Source organism: Bradyrhizobium genosp. P (assembly GCF_049949265.1).
Lineage (GTDB): Bacteria > Pseudomonadota > Alphaproteobacteria > Rhizobiales > Xanthobacteraceae > Bradyrhizobium.
The window spans coordinates 3,136,637-3,153,069 of record NZ_CP188195.1 but is presented as its reverse complement, the minus strand read 5'-3'; the positions used below and the strand labels follow the sequence as shown (position 1 = coordinate 3,153,069).

General features: G+C 62.4%; 15 protein-coding genes and 3 pseudogenes. 11 read left to right on the top strand and 7 right to left on the bottom strand.

The window, feature by feature from the left end; translation table 11 throughout:
* Window positions 1–300 precede the first annotated feature (300 nt).
* From ACP2YO_RS15155 to ACP2YO_RS15145, 3 genes are all read right to left on the bottom strand, one after another.
* Window positions 301–723, bottom strand: coding sequence for a GFA family protein (locus tag ACP2YO_RS15155; protein WP_426441553.1), 423 nt, complete (start codon window positions 721–723; stop codon window positions 301–303).
* A 427-nt stretch (window positions 724–1,150) separates the two neighbouring features.
* Window positions 1,151–1,726, bottom strand: coding sequence for a hypothetical protein (locus ACP2YO_RS15150; protein ID WP_426441552.1), 576 nt, complete (start codon window positions 1,724–1,726; stop codon window positions 1,151–1,153).
* Window positions 1,727–1,823: 97 nt separating this feature from the next.
* Window positions 1,824–2,384, bottom strand: coding sequence for a GcrA family cell cycle regulator (locus ACP2YO_RS15145; protein ID WP_426441551.1), 561 nt, complete (start codon window positions 2,382–2,384; stop codon window positions 1,824–1,826).
* A 127-nt stretch (window positions 2,385–2,511) separates the two neighbouring features.
* On the opposite strand from ACP2YO_RS15145, the gene ACP2YO_RS15140 reads away from it, so the two are divergent.
* The 3 genes from ACP2YO_RS15140 to ACP2YO_RS15130 all read left to right on the top strand — a co-directional run bounded on the left by ACP2YO_RS15140 (window position 2,512) and on the right by ACP2YO_RS15130 (window position 4,935).
* Window positions 2,512–3,141 (top strand): S24 family peptidase, encoded by a 630-nt coding sequence (locus ACP2YO_RS15140; RefSeq protein ID WP_426441550.1) that lies wholly within the window; start codon window positions 2,512–2,514, stop codon window positions 3,139–3,141.
* Window positions 3,142–3,301: 160 nt separating this feature from the next.
* Window positions 3,302–3,577, top strand: a complete 276-nt coding sequence (locus ACP2YO_RS15135) for a hypothetical protein (RefSeq protein WP_426441549.1) — start codon at window positions 3,302–3,304, stop codon at window positions 3,575–3,577.
* Window positions 3,578–3,780: 203 nt separating this feature from the next.
* Complete coding sequence (locus tag ACP2YO_RS15130) at window positions 3,781–4,935, top strand: OpgC domain-containing protein (RefSeq protein ID WP_426441548.1); 1,155 nt, start codon at window positions 3,781–3,783, stop codon at window positions 4,933–4,935.
* A gap of 78 nt (window positions 4,936–5,013) precedes the next feature.
* On the opposite strand, the gene ACP2YO_RS15125 is transcribed toward ACP2YO_RS15130, so the two are convergent.
* Window positions 5,014–5,691 (bottom strand): peroxiredoxin-like family protein, encoded by a 678-nt coding sequence (locus ACP2YO_RS15125; RefSeq protein ID WP_426441547.1) that lies wholly within the window; start codon window positions 5,689–5,691, stop codon window positions 5,014–5,016.
* A 97-nt stretch (window positions 5,692–5,788) separates the two neighbouring features.
* Here ACP2YO_RS15125 and ACP2YO_RS15120 point away from each other — a divergent pair, with 97 nt between their 5' ends.
* Window positions 5,789–6,682, top strand: coding sequence for a LysR substrate-binding domain-containing protein (locus tag ACP2YO_RS15120; protein WP_426441546.1), 894 nt, complete (start codon window positions 5,789–5,791; stop codon window positions 6,680–6,682).
* On the opposite strand, the pseudogene ACP2YO_RS15115 reads toward ACP2YO_RS15120, so the two are convergent.
* Window positions 6,679–7,248: pseudogene (locus ACP2YO_RS15115) on the bottom strand (glycoside hydrolase family 3 N-terminal domain-containing protein); the annotation flags it as partial. The gene ACP2YO_RS15120 and the pseudogene ACP2YO_RS15115 sit on opposite strands and share 4 nt — an antisense overlap.
* Here ACP2YO_RS15115 and ACP2YO_RS15110 point away from each other — a divergent pair.
* Together ACP2YO_RS15110 and ACP2YO_RS15105 are read left to right on the top strand one after the other, a co-directional pair.
* Window positions 7,248–7,349 (top strand): annotated as a pseudogene (locus ACP2YO_RS15110) (two-component system response regulator CreB); the annotation flags it as partial. The pseudogenes ACP2YO_RS15115 and ACP2YO_RS15110 sit on opposite strands and share 1 nt — an antisense overlap.
* Window positions 7,346–8,935, top strand: a pseudogene (locus ACP2YO_RS15105) (ATP-binding protein). The pseudogenes ACP2YO_RS15110 and ACP2YO_RS15105, both read left to right, overlap by 4 nt.
* Before the next feature lie 6 nt (window positions 8,936–8,941).
* Here the strand turns inward: ACP2YO_RS15105 and ACP2YO_RS15100 are convergent.
* Complete coding sequence (locus ACP2YO_RS15100; RefSeq protein ID WP_426441545.1) at window positions 8,942–10,174, bottom strand: acetyl-CoA C-acetyltransferase; 1,233 nt, start codon at window positions 10,172–10,174, stop codon at window positions 8,942–8,944.
* 189 nt (window positions 10,175–10,363) lie between these two features.
* Between ACP2YO_RS15100 and dctP (ACP2YO_RS15095) the strand changes: the two genes are divergently transcribed.
* The 5 genes from dctP (ACP2YO_RS15095) to ACP2YO_RS15075 are packed head-to-tail and all read left to right on the top strand — an operon-like array spanning window position 10,364 to window position 15,575.
* Window positions 10,364–11,392, top strand: coding sequence for a TRAP transporter substrate-binding protein DctP (gene dctP / locus ACP2YO_RS15095; protein WP_426441544.1), 1,029 nt, complete (start codon window positions 10,364–10,366; stop codon window positions 11,390–11,392).
* 16 nt (window positions 11,393–11,408) lie between these two features.
* The gene (locus ACP2YO_RS15090; RefSeq protein ID WP_426441543.1) at window positions 11,409–11,969 is read left to right on the top strand and encodes a TRAP transporter small permease; all 561 of its coding nucleotides are present in this window, start codon (window positions 11,409–11,411) and stop codon (window positions 11,967–11,969) included.
* The gene (locus tag ACP2YO_RS15085; protein ID WP_426441542.1) at window positions 11,966–13,255 is read left to right on the top strand and encodes a TRAP transporter large permease; all 1,290 of its coding nucleotides are present in this window, start codon (window positions 11,966–11,968) and stop codon (window positions 13,253–13,255) included. Before ACP2YO_RS15090 ends, ACP2YO_RS15085 begins: the two co-directional genes overlap by 4 nt.
* Window positions 13,256–13,296: 41 nt before the next feature.
* Window positions 13,297–14,340 carry a TRAP transporter substrate-binding protein DctP gene (gene dctP / locus ACP2YO_RS15080; protein ID WP_426441541.1) on the top strand — a complete coding sequence of 348 codons (1,044 nt, stop codon included), beginning with the start codon at window positions 13,297–13,299 and terminating at the stop codon, window positions 14,338–14,340.
* Complete coding sequence (locus ACP2YO_RS15075; RefSeq protein WP_426441540.1) at window positions 14,337–15,575, top strand: CaiB/BaiF CoA transferase family protein; 1,239 nt, start codon at window positions 14,337–14,339, stop codon at window positions 15,573–15,575. The genes dctP (ACP2YO_RS15080) and ACP2YO_RS15075 overlap by 4 nt, the downstream gene beginning before the upstream one ends.
* Here ACP2YO_RS15075 and ACP2YO_RS15070 read toward each other — a convergent pair whose 3' ends face one another.
* The gene (locus ACP2YO_RS15070; RefSeq protein WP_426441539.1) at window positions 15,576–16,430 is read right to left on the bottom strand and encodes an HpcH/HpaI aldolase/citrate lyase family protein; all 855 of its coding nucleotides are present in this window, start codon (window positions 16,428–16,430) and stop codon (window positions 15,576–15,578) included.
* Window positions 16,431–16,433: the final 3 nt, after the last annotated feature.

Sequence of the window (16,433 nt, the reverse complement as noted above, 5' to 3'; positions counted from 1 at the left end):
ATTTTACCAGGCGAAATGCGACAATCGCCATTTTGGGCGGCGCAATCGCCTTTTAGCGGATGCCCGTCGCCAAAACCAAATCCGGATTTTGCAGAGCGGGACTTCCGCCTGACATGGCTGTCGCCGGCCGCACGGATCCCTCTGCCAGCGGATCAATGGGATCCGGCACAGTCACCCGTGCAGTTGCAAGGAAACCGGTCGAATATCCTGTTTGCTCGGACATTGGACGGCGAAGAACGACATCATCGCGTGGTGACGCCCCCTCCGCCACGCGATCCTCGCAGGTGGAGAATCGTGGCGCTACTCGGCCATCATCTCGCCGGAGCCGCCGAACTCAGCCGGAAAATCCTTCAGCTTCGGCAGACCGTCGCGTATCGGCAACACCGTATCGGCATAATTGACGTGGACGCCGGGCGTGAAGGTGAGCGTCGGTATCGTTGCCGTGAAGACGTCAACAAGCCCGAGCGTCGGATGGCTGGTCATCAGATGACCGCCGCATTTGGCGCAATATTTGCGCTGGCTCATCGCTGTCTTCTCGAATGTCGCGACGTGCTGCGCGCCCTTGGTAACCTCAACCGCTTCGGGCTTCCAAAGGCTGAACGCATTTACGGGACCGCCGGACCAGGAACGGCACGAGCGGCAATGGCAGTAGCCCATGGCCTCCGGATCACCCGTGACCTGCAGTTCGACGGCGCCGCAAAAGCAGTTTCCAGTGTGCTTCATCAGTCAGTTCTCCTTGGGTGAATTGATCGATCAGTTCGCACAGCAGATCCTCCATTCGACCAACGGGGAATGAAGTGCGCCCCGTGTTGCTTGAAACGATTTGCGGGCCATCACTCTGTGATCCACTGAAGACGGGATCTTCAGCACGAGCGGCAGGTTATATGAAACTCCGCACCGCTGTCGACCGTCTTGGGCACGATCCTGTCAGACGGAGCGCCAATGACATACAGGATGCGAAGAGAAGTGTGAGGTACGCCACAGAGTCACACAGCAACGCGGCGAACGTTGGCGCTCGATTTTCGGGACGTCGCTCGACACCGACTCGCAGGCAGACCTCACTACGACTTGAACCAATCTCCAGAAGGAGTTCGCCGCACCGAACTCAAATGACGGTGCGGCGAATGCAAGTGAACTCATGGCTTCATTCTCAGCGCTGATGGTCCTTCAATGGAACCGGATGCTGCGTGGCAAATCCATACAGAAGCGCCAGTCGGTCCAGGCATTCCTTTAGCCGCCGTGCGAAATAGTCCTGCCAACGCTGCGTATGCAGTCCGCGCCTTTGTCCAATCTGCTCCATGGTCATGCCGAGGATCAGGACCTCGTGCACGAGCATCGAGCCGTCGGCGCCAAGCTCATGCTCCGCGCGATTCAACCTCAGGGCTGCCTGACGTTGTCCCTCCGTAACCGGCTCACGCCGCTGGCCTCCATCCACGTAATCACGTGTGGTGTCCACCGCACGGGGACCACGCTCGGCCCTTTCCGAATCGCCCTGAAAGGCACGGCCGCCCCGATACTGCGCCTCGTCGATCTGGCGGTGGGCGTGCAACCGGCCGAGCGGATCGTTTCGAATCGAGCGCAGCGCGACGATTTTCTCGCCCGCCTCCAACCCGAGAGGATCGTCGACCTCGACGGTCGCCACCTCGGCGTTATACGGCAGATCCTGGGAGCGGCGGTCGTGCGGCCCGGCAGGATCATACGGTCTTCGGCGTCTGGCTTTCGGCATTGATATCTCCTTGATGCCTGATGGAAGGGCGCGCGGACAAAGCATCCGCGCGATTGAGATCGCGGACCGAACTCCAATGGTCAGGAGATGAGCTGTCTCAGTCCGCCCCGACGACGCGAAGCCAGTCGGCGCTCAGCAACGGAGCCGCTGACCCCTGGGGATCGCGGCTCAGGTGAAAGTGCGGCGTGCAGTAGCTCGAATCCGGCCGGCGCCGATGACCGCAGAAGGTGATCGGTTCATCCTCGCTGTCACCGCCGTATGGATACCGGCAGTCTTCGTGTTCGAGTTCGATCAATGAAAGATGGCGTGGCGCGATCTCGACGCAGCGGAGCCGGGGCAGGTCTACCTTTTCCGAGAAGATTTTCGGCCAGCGAAGCACATCGGCCCTCGACTCGGCGCGAAGCTCGTGCGCGTGATCGACATTTGACCGCCCGGGCAAGGCCGGCACGGGTCGGTCGAGATGTCCCGGCAAGGACGGTTCAAGTCGCTCGAGGCCTCCCAGGCCCATGCGCTGACCCCGGCTAAGTGCCGCGTTTCGCGTGTAGGCTGTGTTGAATCTCGCGTTGATTGAGTCAGCAATCTCCGAATAAGACATGCCGCGGACGCGAAGGTCCCGCAGCGCTGCCGAATGCTCCGGCAGCCAGTTCATCGCTTCCATTCCAAGTTCCCGTCGTTGTCATTCCGCCGGCGCCTCGATTAACTTCCGATATTCCGAAGAAAAAGTCAGGCTTGATTTCCGATTATCGGAACGGGTATGACATGTTCAGGCCTAAGGAGGATGAGTCGTGCTGGATGTGACCTTGATTGAGCGGGGACTGGAAAAGACGGGCAAGTCCAAGGGCGGGCTGGCGCGCGCGATGGGCGTTCGGGCCGGGGCGGTATCCGAGATACTTTCGGGAATCCGGCTGATCAAGGCCTCGGAGATCGCGCCTATCATGGAATATCTCGAGCTGAACTCGGTGCCGATCATGGGCCGGGTCGGCGCCGGTGCCTTGATCGAGCCGGAGCTCGAGCAGGTGCCCCCCGAGGGCCTTGGCGAGGTCGAGCTGCCATTTCCTATCGTGGAAGAGACTATCGCCTTCGAGGTCTCCGGCGATTCCATGCTTCCGAAATACGAGAATGGCGACGTCGTCGTGGTCTATCGCGAGCAGCGCTATCCGCTGTCGAGCTTTTACGGAGAAGAAGCCGCGGTACGGCTGAAGAGCGGCGAGCGCTATCTCAAGACAATCGGGCGCGGCAGTTCTACGGGCCTCGTCAATCTCACGAGCTTCAACGCCAAGCCCATCAACGGCGTGAAGCTCGAATGGATCGGCGAAATCTGCGTCACCTTGCCCCGCGGCCAGATCCAACGGCTGCGCGGCAAGACGGCGTCAAAGAGCCGCAAGACGACCCGGGCACGGCCTGCCGAAAAGTAGCCGTTCCTTCCAGGACGGCCGGGCCGAGGTCGGCGGAGCGAAACCGAAAGGCTCGCGTCCGGCGAGCCCGGCTTCCCGGGTGCGGCAAGTTTAGCTTGACATATTTCCGATTATCGGAAATACTGCGGCCGGTGGCAGTCAAGGCATCGAACCTTCGAACATGCAGTATTTCGTCGTGATGATCGACTACGGACGCCGCGGCCGTGAGGCGATCGTCGATCCCGAAATGACGCGGCGCGAGGTCGTCGCGCGGGTCGCTTCGGGGGAATATACAAATATCAGCTTCATCCACGAGATTGCGGAGTCATCGGTCGAGGACATCACCGGCGACATCCTCGCCGAGGCTTCCCTGCCCGAACTCGGCTTGACCGGCGCCGATCTGCAGGCCGCCGCCCTCGATCACGCCCGGGATTTGCGCAAACACGAGCCTGTCTGAAGGCGGGGTCGATCACGTGGTGATTTCGAAAACGTGATCCTCCCGGTACATCGGCCATTACAACTGAATTGGAAGCAGACTAGATACGACTTGCAAAGTCCATTCGGACTGAGCGGAAGTTCGCACTAGATTACCGATTCGTTTCTCGGGCCGACAAACCCCTGCTTTCACAGACTCTTGCTTTCACAAACGCTTGCCTGCAAATGAATCCGACAACACACGCCGAGATCGCAGCACGCGGTAGCGATCTCAGAATTGCACTGCTGCTTGGCATTGCGAACTGGTTTCTGTTCCTGGACCACATCCCGCACGACGCGGTCAGTGCACTGACGATGCGCAATTTCGGCTTTAGCGGCGCGACCGACCTGTTCGTGTTCGTCGGCGGCTATGCGGCGACGCTGATCTACGCCAGGATGACACTGGAACGCGGGTTCCTGGTCGCTGCAACCCGCATCTTCAAGCGCGTGTGGCAGCTCTATGCGGCCTATATTGTGCTGTTTGTGATCTACGTCGACCTGATCAGCTATGTCGCCACCCGAACCGCAGCGCCTGAGATATTCAGCGAGTTCAACATCACCGGGTTTATCGACCACCCGCTCCGGACACTAATCTATGGCCTGTTCCTGCAGGCCAAGCCGCTCAATCTCGACGTCCTGCAGCTCTTCATTGCCTTGATGGCGCTCCTGCCGGTCATTCTGCTTGGGCTGCTGCGCGTGCCGAATGTGACGCTCGCCGCATCGGTGGCGCTTTATGTCGCCGCGCGCGTGCTCGACTGGAATCTGACGTCGTATCCAGATGGGCGCTGGTACTTCAATCCCTTCTGCTGGCAGCTGCTGTTCGTGATGGGCGGCTGGTTCGCGCTGATGGGAAAGCGGTACAAACGCGTGATCCGCAACCTGCAGGCTATACCGGTGCTGCGCGCCGCGGTGCTGCTGTATCTGCTGTTTGCACTCGTGATGGTCTCGAGCAGCAATATCCCCGCACTTGCTGATGTGATCCCGGGCCCGCTTGCCGACGCATTCCTGCCAAACGACAAGGAAGACGTCGAGCTTCACCGTATCCTGCATTTCCTGGCGCTGACGTTCCTGTTCACTCTGTTGGTCCCACAGGGGTGGGCGGGTCTGCGATCCTACGCGCTACAGCCGATCATCAAGTGTGGCGAGGAGTGGCTGGCTGTGTTCTGCTCCGGCGTTTTCCTCTCTTTTGCCGCGCATTTCGTGCTGATTACCGGCCCGAACTCGCTGGCGATGCAGATCGTCGTCAGCATCGCCGGCATCGTGGCCATGACCGGCGTCGCCTATTACGTCTCGTGGTCGAAGCACCAGGACTACAAATCAGCCGTCGGAGCAGGGTCCTGACTGGCACGCCGCGGCGACCCGAACCTGCTCCCACGGGTGAAGGGAGGCGGCAGCACTGCCGCCGCCTCGAATACCAAGTCAAGCCGCCCTCGCAGCCTTCAGCTGATCCAGGACCGGGAGCAGTTCCGACGGATCTGGACGCTGAGTGTAATCCGGATTGACCTCTGAATAGGCGATGGTGCCGCCCGTCCCGATCACGTAGCGCGCCGGCATCGGCAGCACCCAGGACGGGTCATCGTTGAACACGGGCAAGTCATTCTTGAAGCTCTTGTAGAGCTCGACGAGATAGTCGGGCAATGCGAAGCGGATGCCGAAGGCGTCAGCAACCTCGCTCCTGACGTCAATGAGAATTGGGAAGTCGAGCTTGTTCTCCCGCTGCGACTTCCGGCTGTTCGGTGCAGTCTGTGGCGAGATCGCCACTAGGCTGGCGCCGCGCGCGGCGATGTCCGGCAGAGCCGCCTGCAGGGCCTGCAGCTCGAGATTACAGTACGGGCACCAAACACCCCGATAGAACGACACGACGAGCGGTCCCCGGGTGAGCAGTTCGCGCGAGGAGACCGGTTTGCCGTCGGGATCCCTCAGGGTGAATTCCGGAGCGGGATCGCCGGCCTTGCGGGCGCGCTGGGCCTGTCCGCGGGCAATCAATTCGGCGGTGGCGCGGTGCATGGTGTCGAGCGCTTCCCGTGTCGGTTTCAGGGGAAAGCGGCCGGATTCAAAATCTGCCTTGAGGGCATCGAGACGGTCTTGCAGGGCCATGAGAAGTCTCCGTTGGTTGGGTTGGCCTGCGAAATCTGGTTCATTTGCTGCACAGGGTGTATACGGTAAATGTTGACAACATTTATTCGAGATACGAATGAGCGACCGGCTGCAGGAATTGTCAGTTTTCGTCCGGGTAGCCGATGGCGGCAGCTTCTCGCGCGCTGCCCGCGAACTCGGCCTGTCGCAACCCTCGGTGTCGCGCATCATCGGCGAGCTGGAAACGCGGCTTGATGTTATCCTGTTGCTGCGCACCACCCGCCGCATCACCCTGACCGATGCGGGTGCGCTGTTCCTTGCGCGGGCACGCGAGATCCTGGCCGACATCGAGGATGCCGAGGAAGCAGCGCGTGGCCTGGATTCACTGCGCGGCACGATCCGGCTCGCGATCCCGACCGTCTACGGCACGCGCGAAATCATTCCGCGACTGGCGAAATTCATGTCCATTCATCCTCTGGTGCGAGTCGAACTGTCGGTTGCCGACCACAGGCAGGATCTCGTGGCCGAGGGCACCGACGTTGCGATTCGCATGGGCGACCTCGACGACTCCATCTTCGGCGCGCGCAAGCTTGCGACACTGCAGCGGATGCTGGTCGCCTCGCCTGCCTATCTTGCCGCACGTGGAACGCCGAAAACGCCGGCCGATCTCGCTGCACACGACTGCATTTTCGGCCCCCGCGATTTTGGTCGGGAGAGCTGGTCGTTCAGCCGCAATAGCACCGAGGTCTCGGTCGACGTGCGCGGCCGCATTCACACGGACTCCGGCCCCGGCGCCTTCGCCAGCGTGATGGCCGGGCTCGGCATTGCGATGGTCTCCACGGTGATGGCCGGTCCGGAGATCAAGGCAGGCCTTCTGGTTCCGCTATTGCGCGGCTATACGCTCTCATCCATCGACGTGCATGCGGTATTTCCCGGTGGCCCTCGACCGTCCAACAAGGTACGCGCGCTTGTTGATTTCCTGGTGGAAGATCTGAAGGGACCTGCCATCTAGTCGACGATCAGCGCGCGCTTGAGCCGCGTCTCACTGTCATGCAGCATCACGGTATCGAGGGCATTCCGACTGGCTGCGTCGGAGGCGCAGGCAAAGAGGCGGTAGAACTGCGCGCCATCATAGGCGACCAGCAGGAGATCGACGCCGGCGTTGAGCGCCTCGACGACCGCGGTGCAGACGTCGTGCTGATAGATCGCCCCCATAACCAAATCATCGGTCATGACGATGCCCTGATAGTTCCAGGTCTTCCGGATCAGCCCGTCGATGACGGCCTTCGAATGCGACGCGGGGCGCCCCGGGTCGAGCGCGCTCACGGCGACGTGCCCGACCATCAGCCTCGCGCCGGTCGTCGACAGCACCTCCCGGAAGGGACGCCAGTCGGTCGCTTCCAGCTCACCAACCGGCATATCGAGATCAGCGCTGAAATGATGCGTGTCGGCGCGCACGCGGCCCAGTCCCGGAAAATGCTTCACGGTCGCGCCGACGCCTGACGCCTCGAGGCCGTGGATATAGGCGCTCGCGATCCTGCTGACCTTGGCGGGATCATCGGAGATCGCACGCTGGCCGCAACATCAGAGCCAAGCTTGCCGCCGTGAACTGCGACAACGTCATCGAGACCGTTCACGGCGTCGGCTTCAAACTCGGCCGGTGCGAGCCACAGGCATGACGTCCTTCCGCGCCCGCCAGAAGTGGCGACCGTCGCTCACTCTCGTCATCTTCACCGTGCTCGCTTAGGTCGCGACTTTACCATTGCTGGGGCTGTTCTTCTTCCGCCTCTACGACAACCAGCTCATCCACCAGACCCAGGCCGAGTTGATCGCGCAAAGCCGCGTGCTCGCCGCAATCTACGCCGACGAAGTGAAAGCGCGATTGGACAAGGGGATTCCGCTCGGTGCGGTGGTTCCACCGGAGGCACTCCCAGATCCCGGTGATCAGGTCACGCCGATCCGGCCTACGCTCGATCTCGCCGGCAACGACTTGCTGCGCCGGCGACCCGATGCCCTGCCCGCGGCCAAGCCGGCGGATCAGGCCTATCTCGACATCGGCGCCCGGTTGACGCCGATCATTCGCGAGACCCAGAAGGTCACGCTGGCAGGCTTCCGGATTCTCGACCCGCAGGGTGTGGTCATCGCGGGACGTCAGGAGGTCGGGCAATCGCTCGCCCATATCGAGGAGGTGGCGATCGCGCTGCGCGGCCAGTATAGCGCAGCGCTACGCATCCGAGTGCCCGACAAGCCTCCGCCGCCGATCTATTCGATCAGCCGCGGCGTCGGGGTGCATGTTTTCTCGGCGACCGTCATCGTCAATGACCACGTCGCCGGCGTGATCTACACCTCGCGCACGCCAAGCAACATCTTCGAACATCTCTATCAGGAACGCGGCAAGTTCCTGCTCGCTGGATTGGCCGTGGTGCTGGCGACGATCGCGATTGGGCTGGTCTTCTCGCGCACCGTCACCCGGCCGATGCGCGAACTCGTCGATCGCGCCGTGCGGATCGGCCGCGGCGATCGCAACGCGTTTCAGCCGCTGCAGCACTACGGCACACGCGAACTCGCCCAGCTCTCCGACAGCTTCCTCGACATGGCCCACCAGCTGTCGCGCCGTTCCGACTACATCGCCACCTTCTCCGCGCATCTGACGCATGAATTGAAGTCGCCGCTGACATCGATCAAGGGCGCCGCCGAGCTGCTGCTGGATTCGCTTCAAAGCAAGTCGGATACGCTGACCCGGACCGAGCAAAAGAACTTCATCTCGAACATCCTCGGCGACGTCGAACGGCTGGACGCCATGAGCCGCCGGCTCCGCGAACTGGCCCAAGCGGAAAGCGCCCCGCAGAATGAGCAGACCCAGCTTTCTACCATCATCGAAGGCCTGAAGAGCCGCTTTCCGACGCGGACAATCACCGCCAGCGGCAGCCTCGAGCGCTCGATCGGCATGTCCGGCGAGAAGGCCATGATCGTACTGGCGCACCTGACCGACAACGCCATCCGTCACAACGCAAAGTCCGTCCAGATCGAAGCGGCCGGCGAACTGTCCACCGTCAGATTGACGGTGAGCAACGACGGCGACCCGATCTCCGACGCCAATCGCGACAAGATCTTCGACGCCTTCTTCACCACCCGCCGCGATGCCGGCGGCACCGGAATGGGGCTTGCGATCGCGCAAGCCGTCATGGTGACCCACGGCGGCTCGATCCGTCTCGTGCCGTCAAGCCGAGGCGTTGCCTTCGAGCTGCAGTTTCCCGCCGTCTGACCGGGCTCAGACGCGCTCGATGATGACGGCCGGCGCCATGCCGCCGGCGGCACACATCGTGATCAGGCCGCGCTTCAGATCGCGCCGCTCCAGCTCGTCCAGCATCGTTCCAATCAGGATCGAGCCGGTCGCACCAATCGGATGACCGAGCGCGATCGAGCCGCCATTGACGTTGACCTTGTCGCGGTCGAGCTTGAGATCACGGATGAACTTCTCGGCGACTACCGCAAACGCCTCATTGATCTCGAACAGGTCGATGTCGTCGAGCGTGAGCCAGGCCTTGGCTAGCACCTTGCGCGCGGCCGGCACCGGTGCGTTCAGCATCAGAGTCGGCGAGTCGCCCATATTGGCCATTGCGACCACGCGAGCGCGTGGCTTCAAACCGTGCTTGCGGGCGTAGTCCGGCGACGCCAGCAGGATCGCAGCGGAGCCATCGACCACGCCCGAGGAATTTCCCGCGTGGTGGACAAAATTGATGTCGAGATCGGGATATTTCTCCAGGATCAGCTTGCGGTAAGTCGTGCCCTTGTCGTCGAGCGCGTAGTCCGCAATGGCGGGGAATGCCGGCTTCAACGCCGCGAGACCTTCCAGTGTCGTCTGCGGCCGCGGATACTCCTCGCGGTCGAGCGCCAGCGTGCCGTCCTCGCGATGGACCGGAACCAAGCTCTTGTCAAAATGACCGCCCTTGATCGCTGCCGCCGCGCGCTTCTGGCTTTCGAGGCCGAGCGCATCGACGTCCTGCCGGCTAATCCCCTCCAGCGTCGCCACCGCGTCGGCGCAGACGCCCTGATGCGACTGCGGGTGGCGCGCGCGCAAGCGAAGGTTGCCGGCGTCCATCATGAACGGCCCTTCGCCGCGGCGGCCCTCCATCGACATCATTTCCGTGCCGCCGGCGATCACGAGATCCTCGGAGCCCGCCATGATGGCATTGGCGGCCATGTTGACGCTGGTGATGCCGGAACCGCAGAAGCGATCGAGCGTGACGCCTGAGGCGCGCACATCATAGCCGGCATCGAGCGCCGACATCCGACCGAGGTCACCGCTCTGCGGACCACGCTGCGAGCTGGTGCCCCAGATGATGTCGTCGACGTCGGCGGTGTTGATGCCGGTGCGCTCAGCCAGCGCTCGCAGCACGGTCGCGCCGAGTTGCTGTGGATGGATACCCGAAAGCGCGCCCTTGCCGGCCTTGCCGATCCCTCGTGGAGTCCTGCAGGTATCGATGATCAGCGCGTCGGCCATGATGATTTCCTCTCGGCATATTGGTTTGAGACATTTGCCGCCGATCCCCGATCGGAGTCAATTCGCGACCCACGCCTTCGCCGCGCGCCTCCGGGTTGTCGCGTCAGCCATGTTCAGCCGAGCCAAGCTTGACGCGCAAATTCGTTTATGCGCAGCTAATTGAAACAAGAGATTTCCGGGAGAGGAAATATGGGCGCGGCTCGGCGGGCACTGGTCGGTTACGGCCTCCTCATCACATCCGTCAATCTGGCGGCAGCGGAGCCGATCAAGCTGCGCGTGGCGGACTCCTTTCCGAAGGGCCACTACCTCGTCAAGCTCGTGCTCGAACCCTGGATGGAGCAGGTCCAGAAGCGCACCAACAATGCGGTGACCTTCGAACACTATCCGGCACAGCAGCTCGGCAAGGCTGCCGACATGCTGAAGCTGACGCAGACCGGTGTAGCCGATATCGGCTATGTCGCACCCGCCTATGTGTCCGACAAGATGCCGGTCTCCGAAGTTGCGATGTTGCCGGGCGCGTTCGAGCACTCCTGCCAGGGCACGCTGGCCTACTGGAAGGCCGCCCGGAGTGGCGTAATCGCAGAGCAGGATTATACCGCAAACGGCATCCGCCTGTTGCTCGCGGTCAGCCTGCCGCCCTATCGGATCCTGACCGTGAAGCACCCGATCAAGGATGTCGCAGATCTCAATGGATTGAAGCTCCGCTCGACCGGTGGCGCGCAGGATCTCACCTTGCGCGCGATCGGCGCCGTGCCGGTGCGCATGGCAGCGCCCGATGCCTATGAATCGCTGTCACGCGGCACCATGGACGGCCTGTTGTTTCCACTCGAGAGCGTGGTCGCCTACGGCGCCGACAAGCTGGTGAAATATTCCACCGACGGCTTCGGCTTCGCAAGCTTCGTGGTCGCCTACTCGATCAGCGATAACGCGTGGAAGAAGCTGTCTCCCGAAATTCAGAAAGCGATGGTCGATGCGGCCGACGATATCCTGCCGTCCGCCTGCAAGGAAGTTCAGAAGGCCGACAGCGAGACCATGAAATCGATGGAAGCCGCGGGCGTCCAATTCGAGACCTTGCAGCCCGAGGCGGTCGCAAAGCTCAAGGAATTGACGAAGGACGTCGGCAAAGCGTGGGCCGATGGGCTCGATGCGCGGGGCAAGCATGGCAGTGACGCGCTGATGGAATTCAGCGCCGCCGCCGCTGCTGTGCCGGCCAAGTAACGTGACGGAGCCCAACGTGATCAAGGCAAGCCTGAAGGCTTTGAGCGCCATCGAGAAGGTGACCTCGGCTGTCGCCGCAGCATTCATGTTTGCGATCATGATGATCGTCTTCTCCGACGTGGTGATGCGCTACGTCTTCAATCGGCCGTTCTCCTGGGCCTACGACCTGATCTCGCTTTACGTCATGGCCGGTGTCTTCTTCCTCTCGCTGTCCGGCACATACGCGGTCAATGGACATATCAGCGTCGATATCCTGCTGCCGCGCTTCACGGCCCTCATTCAGCGCCTCTGCATCATCATCTCCAACCTCGTCGGCCTTGCGATCTTCGTCCCGATCACCTGGCTCGGCTATCAGCGGGCGCTCGACAATTACGTCTCCGGCGACGTGATGGCCGGCGCTATCCCCTGGCCGACCTGGGCATCCGCGGCCTTGGTCCCGATCGGAGCGGGAATTCTGGCGCTGCGGCTCGCCGTTCATCTCATTGCCAATACCGCGAGCCTCTTGACGGGCGAGAATCTGCTGCCGCTGCCGGCGATCTCGGGTCATGCGGAGAAGGCCGCCGGAGGTTTCGAATGATCCCCGCCCTTGTGCTTGGCCTGGTGTTCCTCCTGCTGGCGATCGGAACGCCGGTGGCGTTCGCCATGGCCTTCTCCGGCGGGCTCGGCCTCTATCTGACAGGCGGCCTGCCGATCCTGCTCGGTGTGCTGCAGACGACGCCGCTGTCGGCCGTCAGCTCCTACGAGCTGATCACGATCCCGATGTTTCTTCTGATGGCCGATCTTGTGCTGTTGTCCGGCGTCGCCGACGATCTGTTCAAGACGGCCGCGGCCTGGGTCGGACGAATTCCCGGCGGCCTCGGCATGGCAACCGCGCTTGCCGGCGCCGGCTTCGGCTCGATCTGCGGCACCAGCACCGCTTCAGCCGCAACGCTGTCCTCGACCAGCCTGCCCGCGATGATCCGCCAGGGTTACGAACCGAGAATGGCCGCCGGCGTCGTCGCGATATCGGGCACGCTCGCGATGCTGCTGCCGACCTCGGTGGCGCTCGTCATCTTCGGCCTGCTCGCGGAAGTGAACATCGGAAAGCTCCTGATCAGCGGCATCATTCCCGCGATCTTCGTCACCGTCATCATCATGTCGACGATCTATATCCTGGTGTGGCTGGATCCCTCACGCGCACCGATGATATCGGCGGTGACATGGTCGGAGCGCTTCAGCCTGCTCTGGCAGGTCAGCCCGATGGTGGTCCTGTTCTCGATCGTGACCGGGACCATCTATCTCGGGATCGCGACGCCAACGGAAGCCTCGGCCTTCGGCGCGTTCGGTGCCTTCTGCCTCGCCTGCTGGAAGCGCAAGATCAACCTGACGTCGCTCTATGTGACATTGCGGCACGCAGCGCAGGGCACCTGCATGATTGTGCTGATTATCATGTGCGCCCAGATCTTCGGCTATTTCTTCACGCTCACCCAGGTGACACAGAACATCGTGAGCTGGGTCGGCGCCCTCGACGTCTCGCGCTGGATCATCATCGCGCTGATCCTGTGCGGCTATATCGTGCTGGGCTCGTTCATGGATCAGATTGCGATCCTGGTTCTGACGGTTCCGATCGTGCTGCCGCTGATCAAGTCGCTTGGCTTCGATCCGATCTGGTTCGGCGTCATCAAGATCGTCACCGCGGAGGTCGGCATGATCACCCCGCCGATCGGGCTGAACTGCTTCATCGTGGCGCGTTACGCAGGACGGCCTGTGGGCGAGGTGTTCCACGGCACGTTCCCGCATTTCATCGCGCACCTGATCGCGATCGCGATCTTCGTGGCATTTCCGGACATCATCCTTTGGCTGCCGAACCATATGCAACGTTGAAGAAGCCGTCGGTTGAGACGGCCATCTACTGGGAGATCATAATGAAGTTCTATTCTCGATTGTTCACCCACGCCGGCGTTGCGGCAGCCTTGCTGGCGACGTCTGCGTCATCGGTCCTGGCGCAAGAGAAGATCACGCTCCGCCTCTCCGACAGCTTGCCATCCGGCCACGTGATCCATGAACTCGTCGGCAAGCCATTTTCGGAGCTGGTGACGAAACTGACCAACGGCCAGGTCACATTCCACCACTTCCCGGCAGAGCAGCTCGGCAAGGCCAAGGATATGGCCCAGCTCACCGCGCTCGGCGTGGCTGATGTCTCCTACATCGTGCCGTCGTACTCGTCCGACAAGTTTCCGCTGACGGCTGTCGCCGAGTTGCCCGGTATCTTTGACAGCGAGTGTCAAGGCTCGCTCGCCTTCTACAAGATCTCGCATAATGGCGGCATCCTGGAGACCAAGGAATTCGCTCCCAACCAGCTCCGCCCGCTGGTGACGCTCGCGCTGCCGGCCTATCAGGTCCAGCTTGCGACCAGCCGCGAGATCAAGACTGCAAAGGACCTGGAAGGGCTGAAGATCCGCACCACGGGCGGCGCCATGGATCTGATGATGCGCTCGATCGGTGGCGTGCCGGTGCGGATGGCTGCCCCTGAAATCTACGAGTCGCTAACCCGCGGGACGCTCGACGGGCTGATCTTCTCCTACCAGAGCTCGGCGTCCTACGACTTCGGCAAGATCCTGAAATCCGGCACCGAGAGGCTGAACTTCGGGACCGCGATCTTCACCTATTCGATCGGCGAGACGAAATTCAAATCGCTGCCCGAGAACGTGCGCAAGGCGCTGGTCGAAGCCGGCGAGCAGACCACGCGCGAGGCCTGCAGGCGCTTCGAGGACGGCGAGAAGGCTGCCACCGACAAGATCAAGTCACAGGGCATGAAGGTCATCAACTTCAGCGCCGACGACAAGAAGGTGTTCGACACCGCCTTCAAATCCGTCGCGCTGGATTGGGTGAAGGACGTCGACAAGCGCGGCAAGCCCGGCACCGACGTCTTCAAGGCGTTCACCGAAGCGCTGGCTGCAACCCATTGAGCGGAACGCCCACCAAAGACACGCCATCCGCGCCGGCGGGACCGCTCGCCGGGGTCAGGATCATCGACCTCACCAGCGTGATGATGGGGCCTTACGCGACCATGATCCTCGGCGACTACGGCGCCGACGTGATCAAGGTCGAAAGCCCCGATGGCGATGTCATGCGCCATGCGGCCCCAATGCGCCATCCGGCGATGGGCGCGATGTACCTGCAAGGGAACCGCAACAAGCGCTCGATCGTGCTGGACCTGAAGCAGGCGGGCGGCCGCGCGGCGTTGCTGCGGCTGGCTGCAAATGCCGACGTTTTCGTCCACAACGTCCGCCCCGCGGCGGTGGCGCGGTTGAAGCTCGGGGCCACCGACCTGCTCGCCGTCAACCCAAGGCTGGTTTACGCCAGCCTGCACGGCTTCGGCGAAACCGGGCCCTATGCGGGGCGGCCCGCCTATGACGATCTGATCCAGGGCTTGACCGCTCTCCCCGCGCTCACCGGCAAAGTCACCGGCGAGCCGCGCTATTCGCCGGCGACCATGGCCGACCGCATCGTCGGCCTCAACGCCGTCCACGCGATCCTTGCGGCGCTGTTTCACCGCGAGCGGACCGGCCAAGGCCAGGCGATCGAAATCCCGATGTTCGAGACCATGGCGCAATTCGTGCTCGGCGATCACATGGCCGGCCGCAGCTTCGAGCCACCGATCGGACCGGCTGGCTATTCACGGTTGCTGTCGCCCGACCGCCGCCCCTACCAGACCAGCGACGGCTACATCTGCGCGCTGGTCTATACCGACAAGCAGTGGAACGCGTTCTTCGCCAGGATCGGGCTTGCCAACGAAGCCGACCGCGATCCCCGGCTCAACAACATCGCAGCGCGAGCGCGGAACTACGACTTCGTCTACGATTGGTTCTCGCAGATGGTCAAGACCCGCACGACGGCGGAATGGATGGCCTTCTTCGCGGACGCCGACATTCCGCATGCGCCGCTGCACGACCTCGACAGCCTGATCGACGATCCGCATCTTAAGGCCGTCGGACTGATCCAGTCGATCGAGCATCCGACGGAAGGCACATTACGGGTTGCCGGCCCTGCCGCGACCTGGAGCAAGACACCGCCATCGATCCGGAGCTACCCGCCGCGTCTCGGTGAGCACGGCGAAGATATTTTACGTGAGGCGGGGCTCGCGGAGGCAGAGATTGCCTCCCTGGTCGCCGATGGCGCGTTGATCAAGCCCGATGACTGATCACTGCCCGCGCGATGCCAGGATCTTCTCCGCGGCACGAAGGTGCGGCTTGTCGAGCATCTTGCCATCCATCTTCGCGACGCCGGACGGATTGCCCGCAAACACGGCTACGACACGTTGCGCCCATTCGACCTCCTCATCCGTCGGCATGAATGCCGCGTTGACGATATCAACGTGCTTGGGATGGATCACGACCTTGGCCTGAAACCCGTCCTGACGCGCGGTGATCGCCTCGGCCTTCAATGCATCGAGATCGTTGATGTCGGTCGCGATCGTATCGATCGCCACGACGCCTGCGGCAGTTGCGCCGAGCAGGCAGAGATCGCGAGCCAGGATGAACGGCGAATGGTAGCGGCCATCGGTGCGGTTGCGCGTGGCGCCCAGGGAGGCCGCAAGATCTTCCGCTCCCCACATCATACCCCACAGCCGCGGGCTCATATTTTCGAAGTCGAGGATCTTGAGGACGGCTCGCGCCGTCTCGGTCGCGACCGTCACGATCCGCGTGGTGCCCTGCGCGATGCCCGAGGCAGCCTCAAAGGCGTCGAGATAAAGCCCCAGCTTGTTGACGTCGGCGGCGCCAGCGCATTTCGGCAGCACGATGCCATCCGGCTTCCCCGGCATTACGGCGGCGAGGTCGCCAAGCGTCATGTTCGTGTCGAGTGCGTTGACGCGAATGTAGAGTTTCTGGGTCGGTCCTCGCTCGTCGAGCATTTGCCGTGTCATGCCGCGCGCGACTACCTTCTGGTCCGGCGCGATGGAATCCTCGAGGTCCAGGATCAGCGCATCGGCCGCGGTCTTCTTCGCGCTTTCATATTTCCGGGTGCTGTCACCGGGAACGAACAGGAATGATCGCATCGC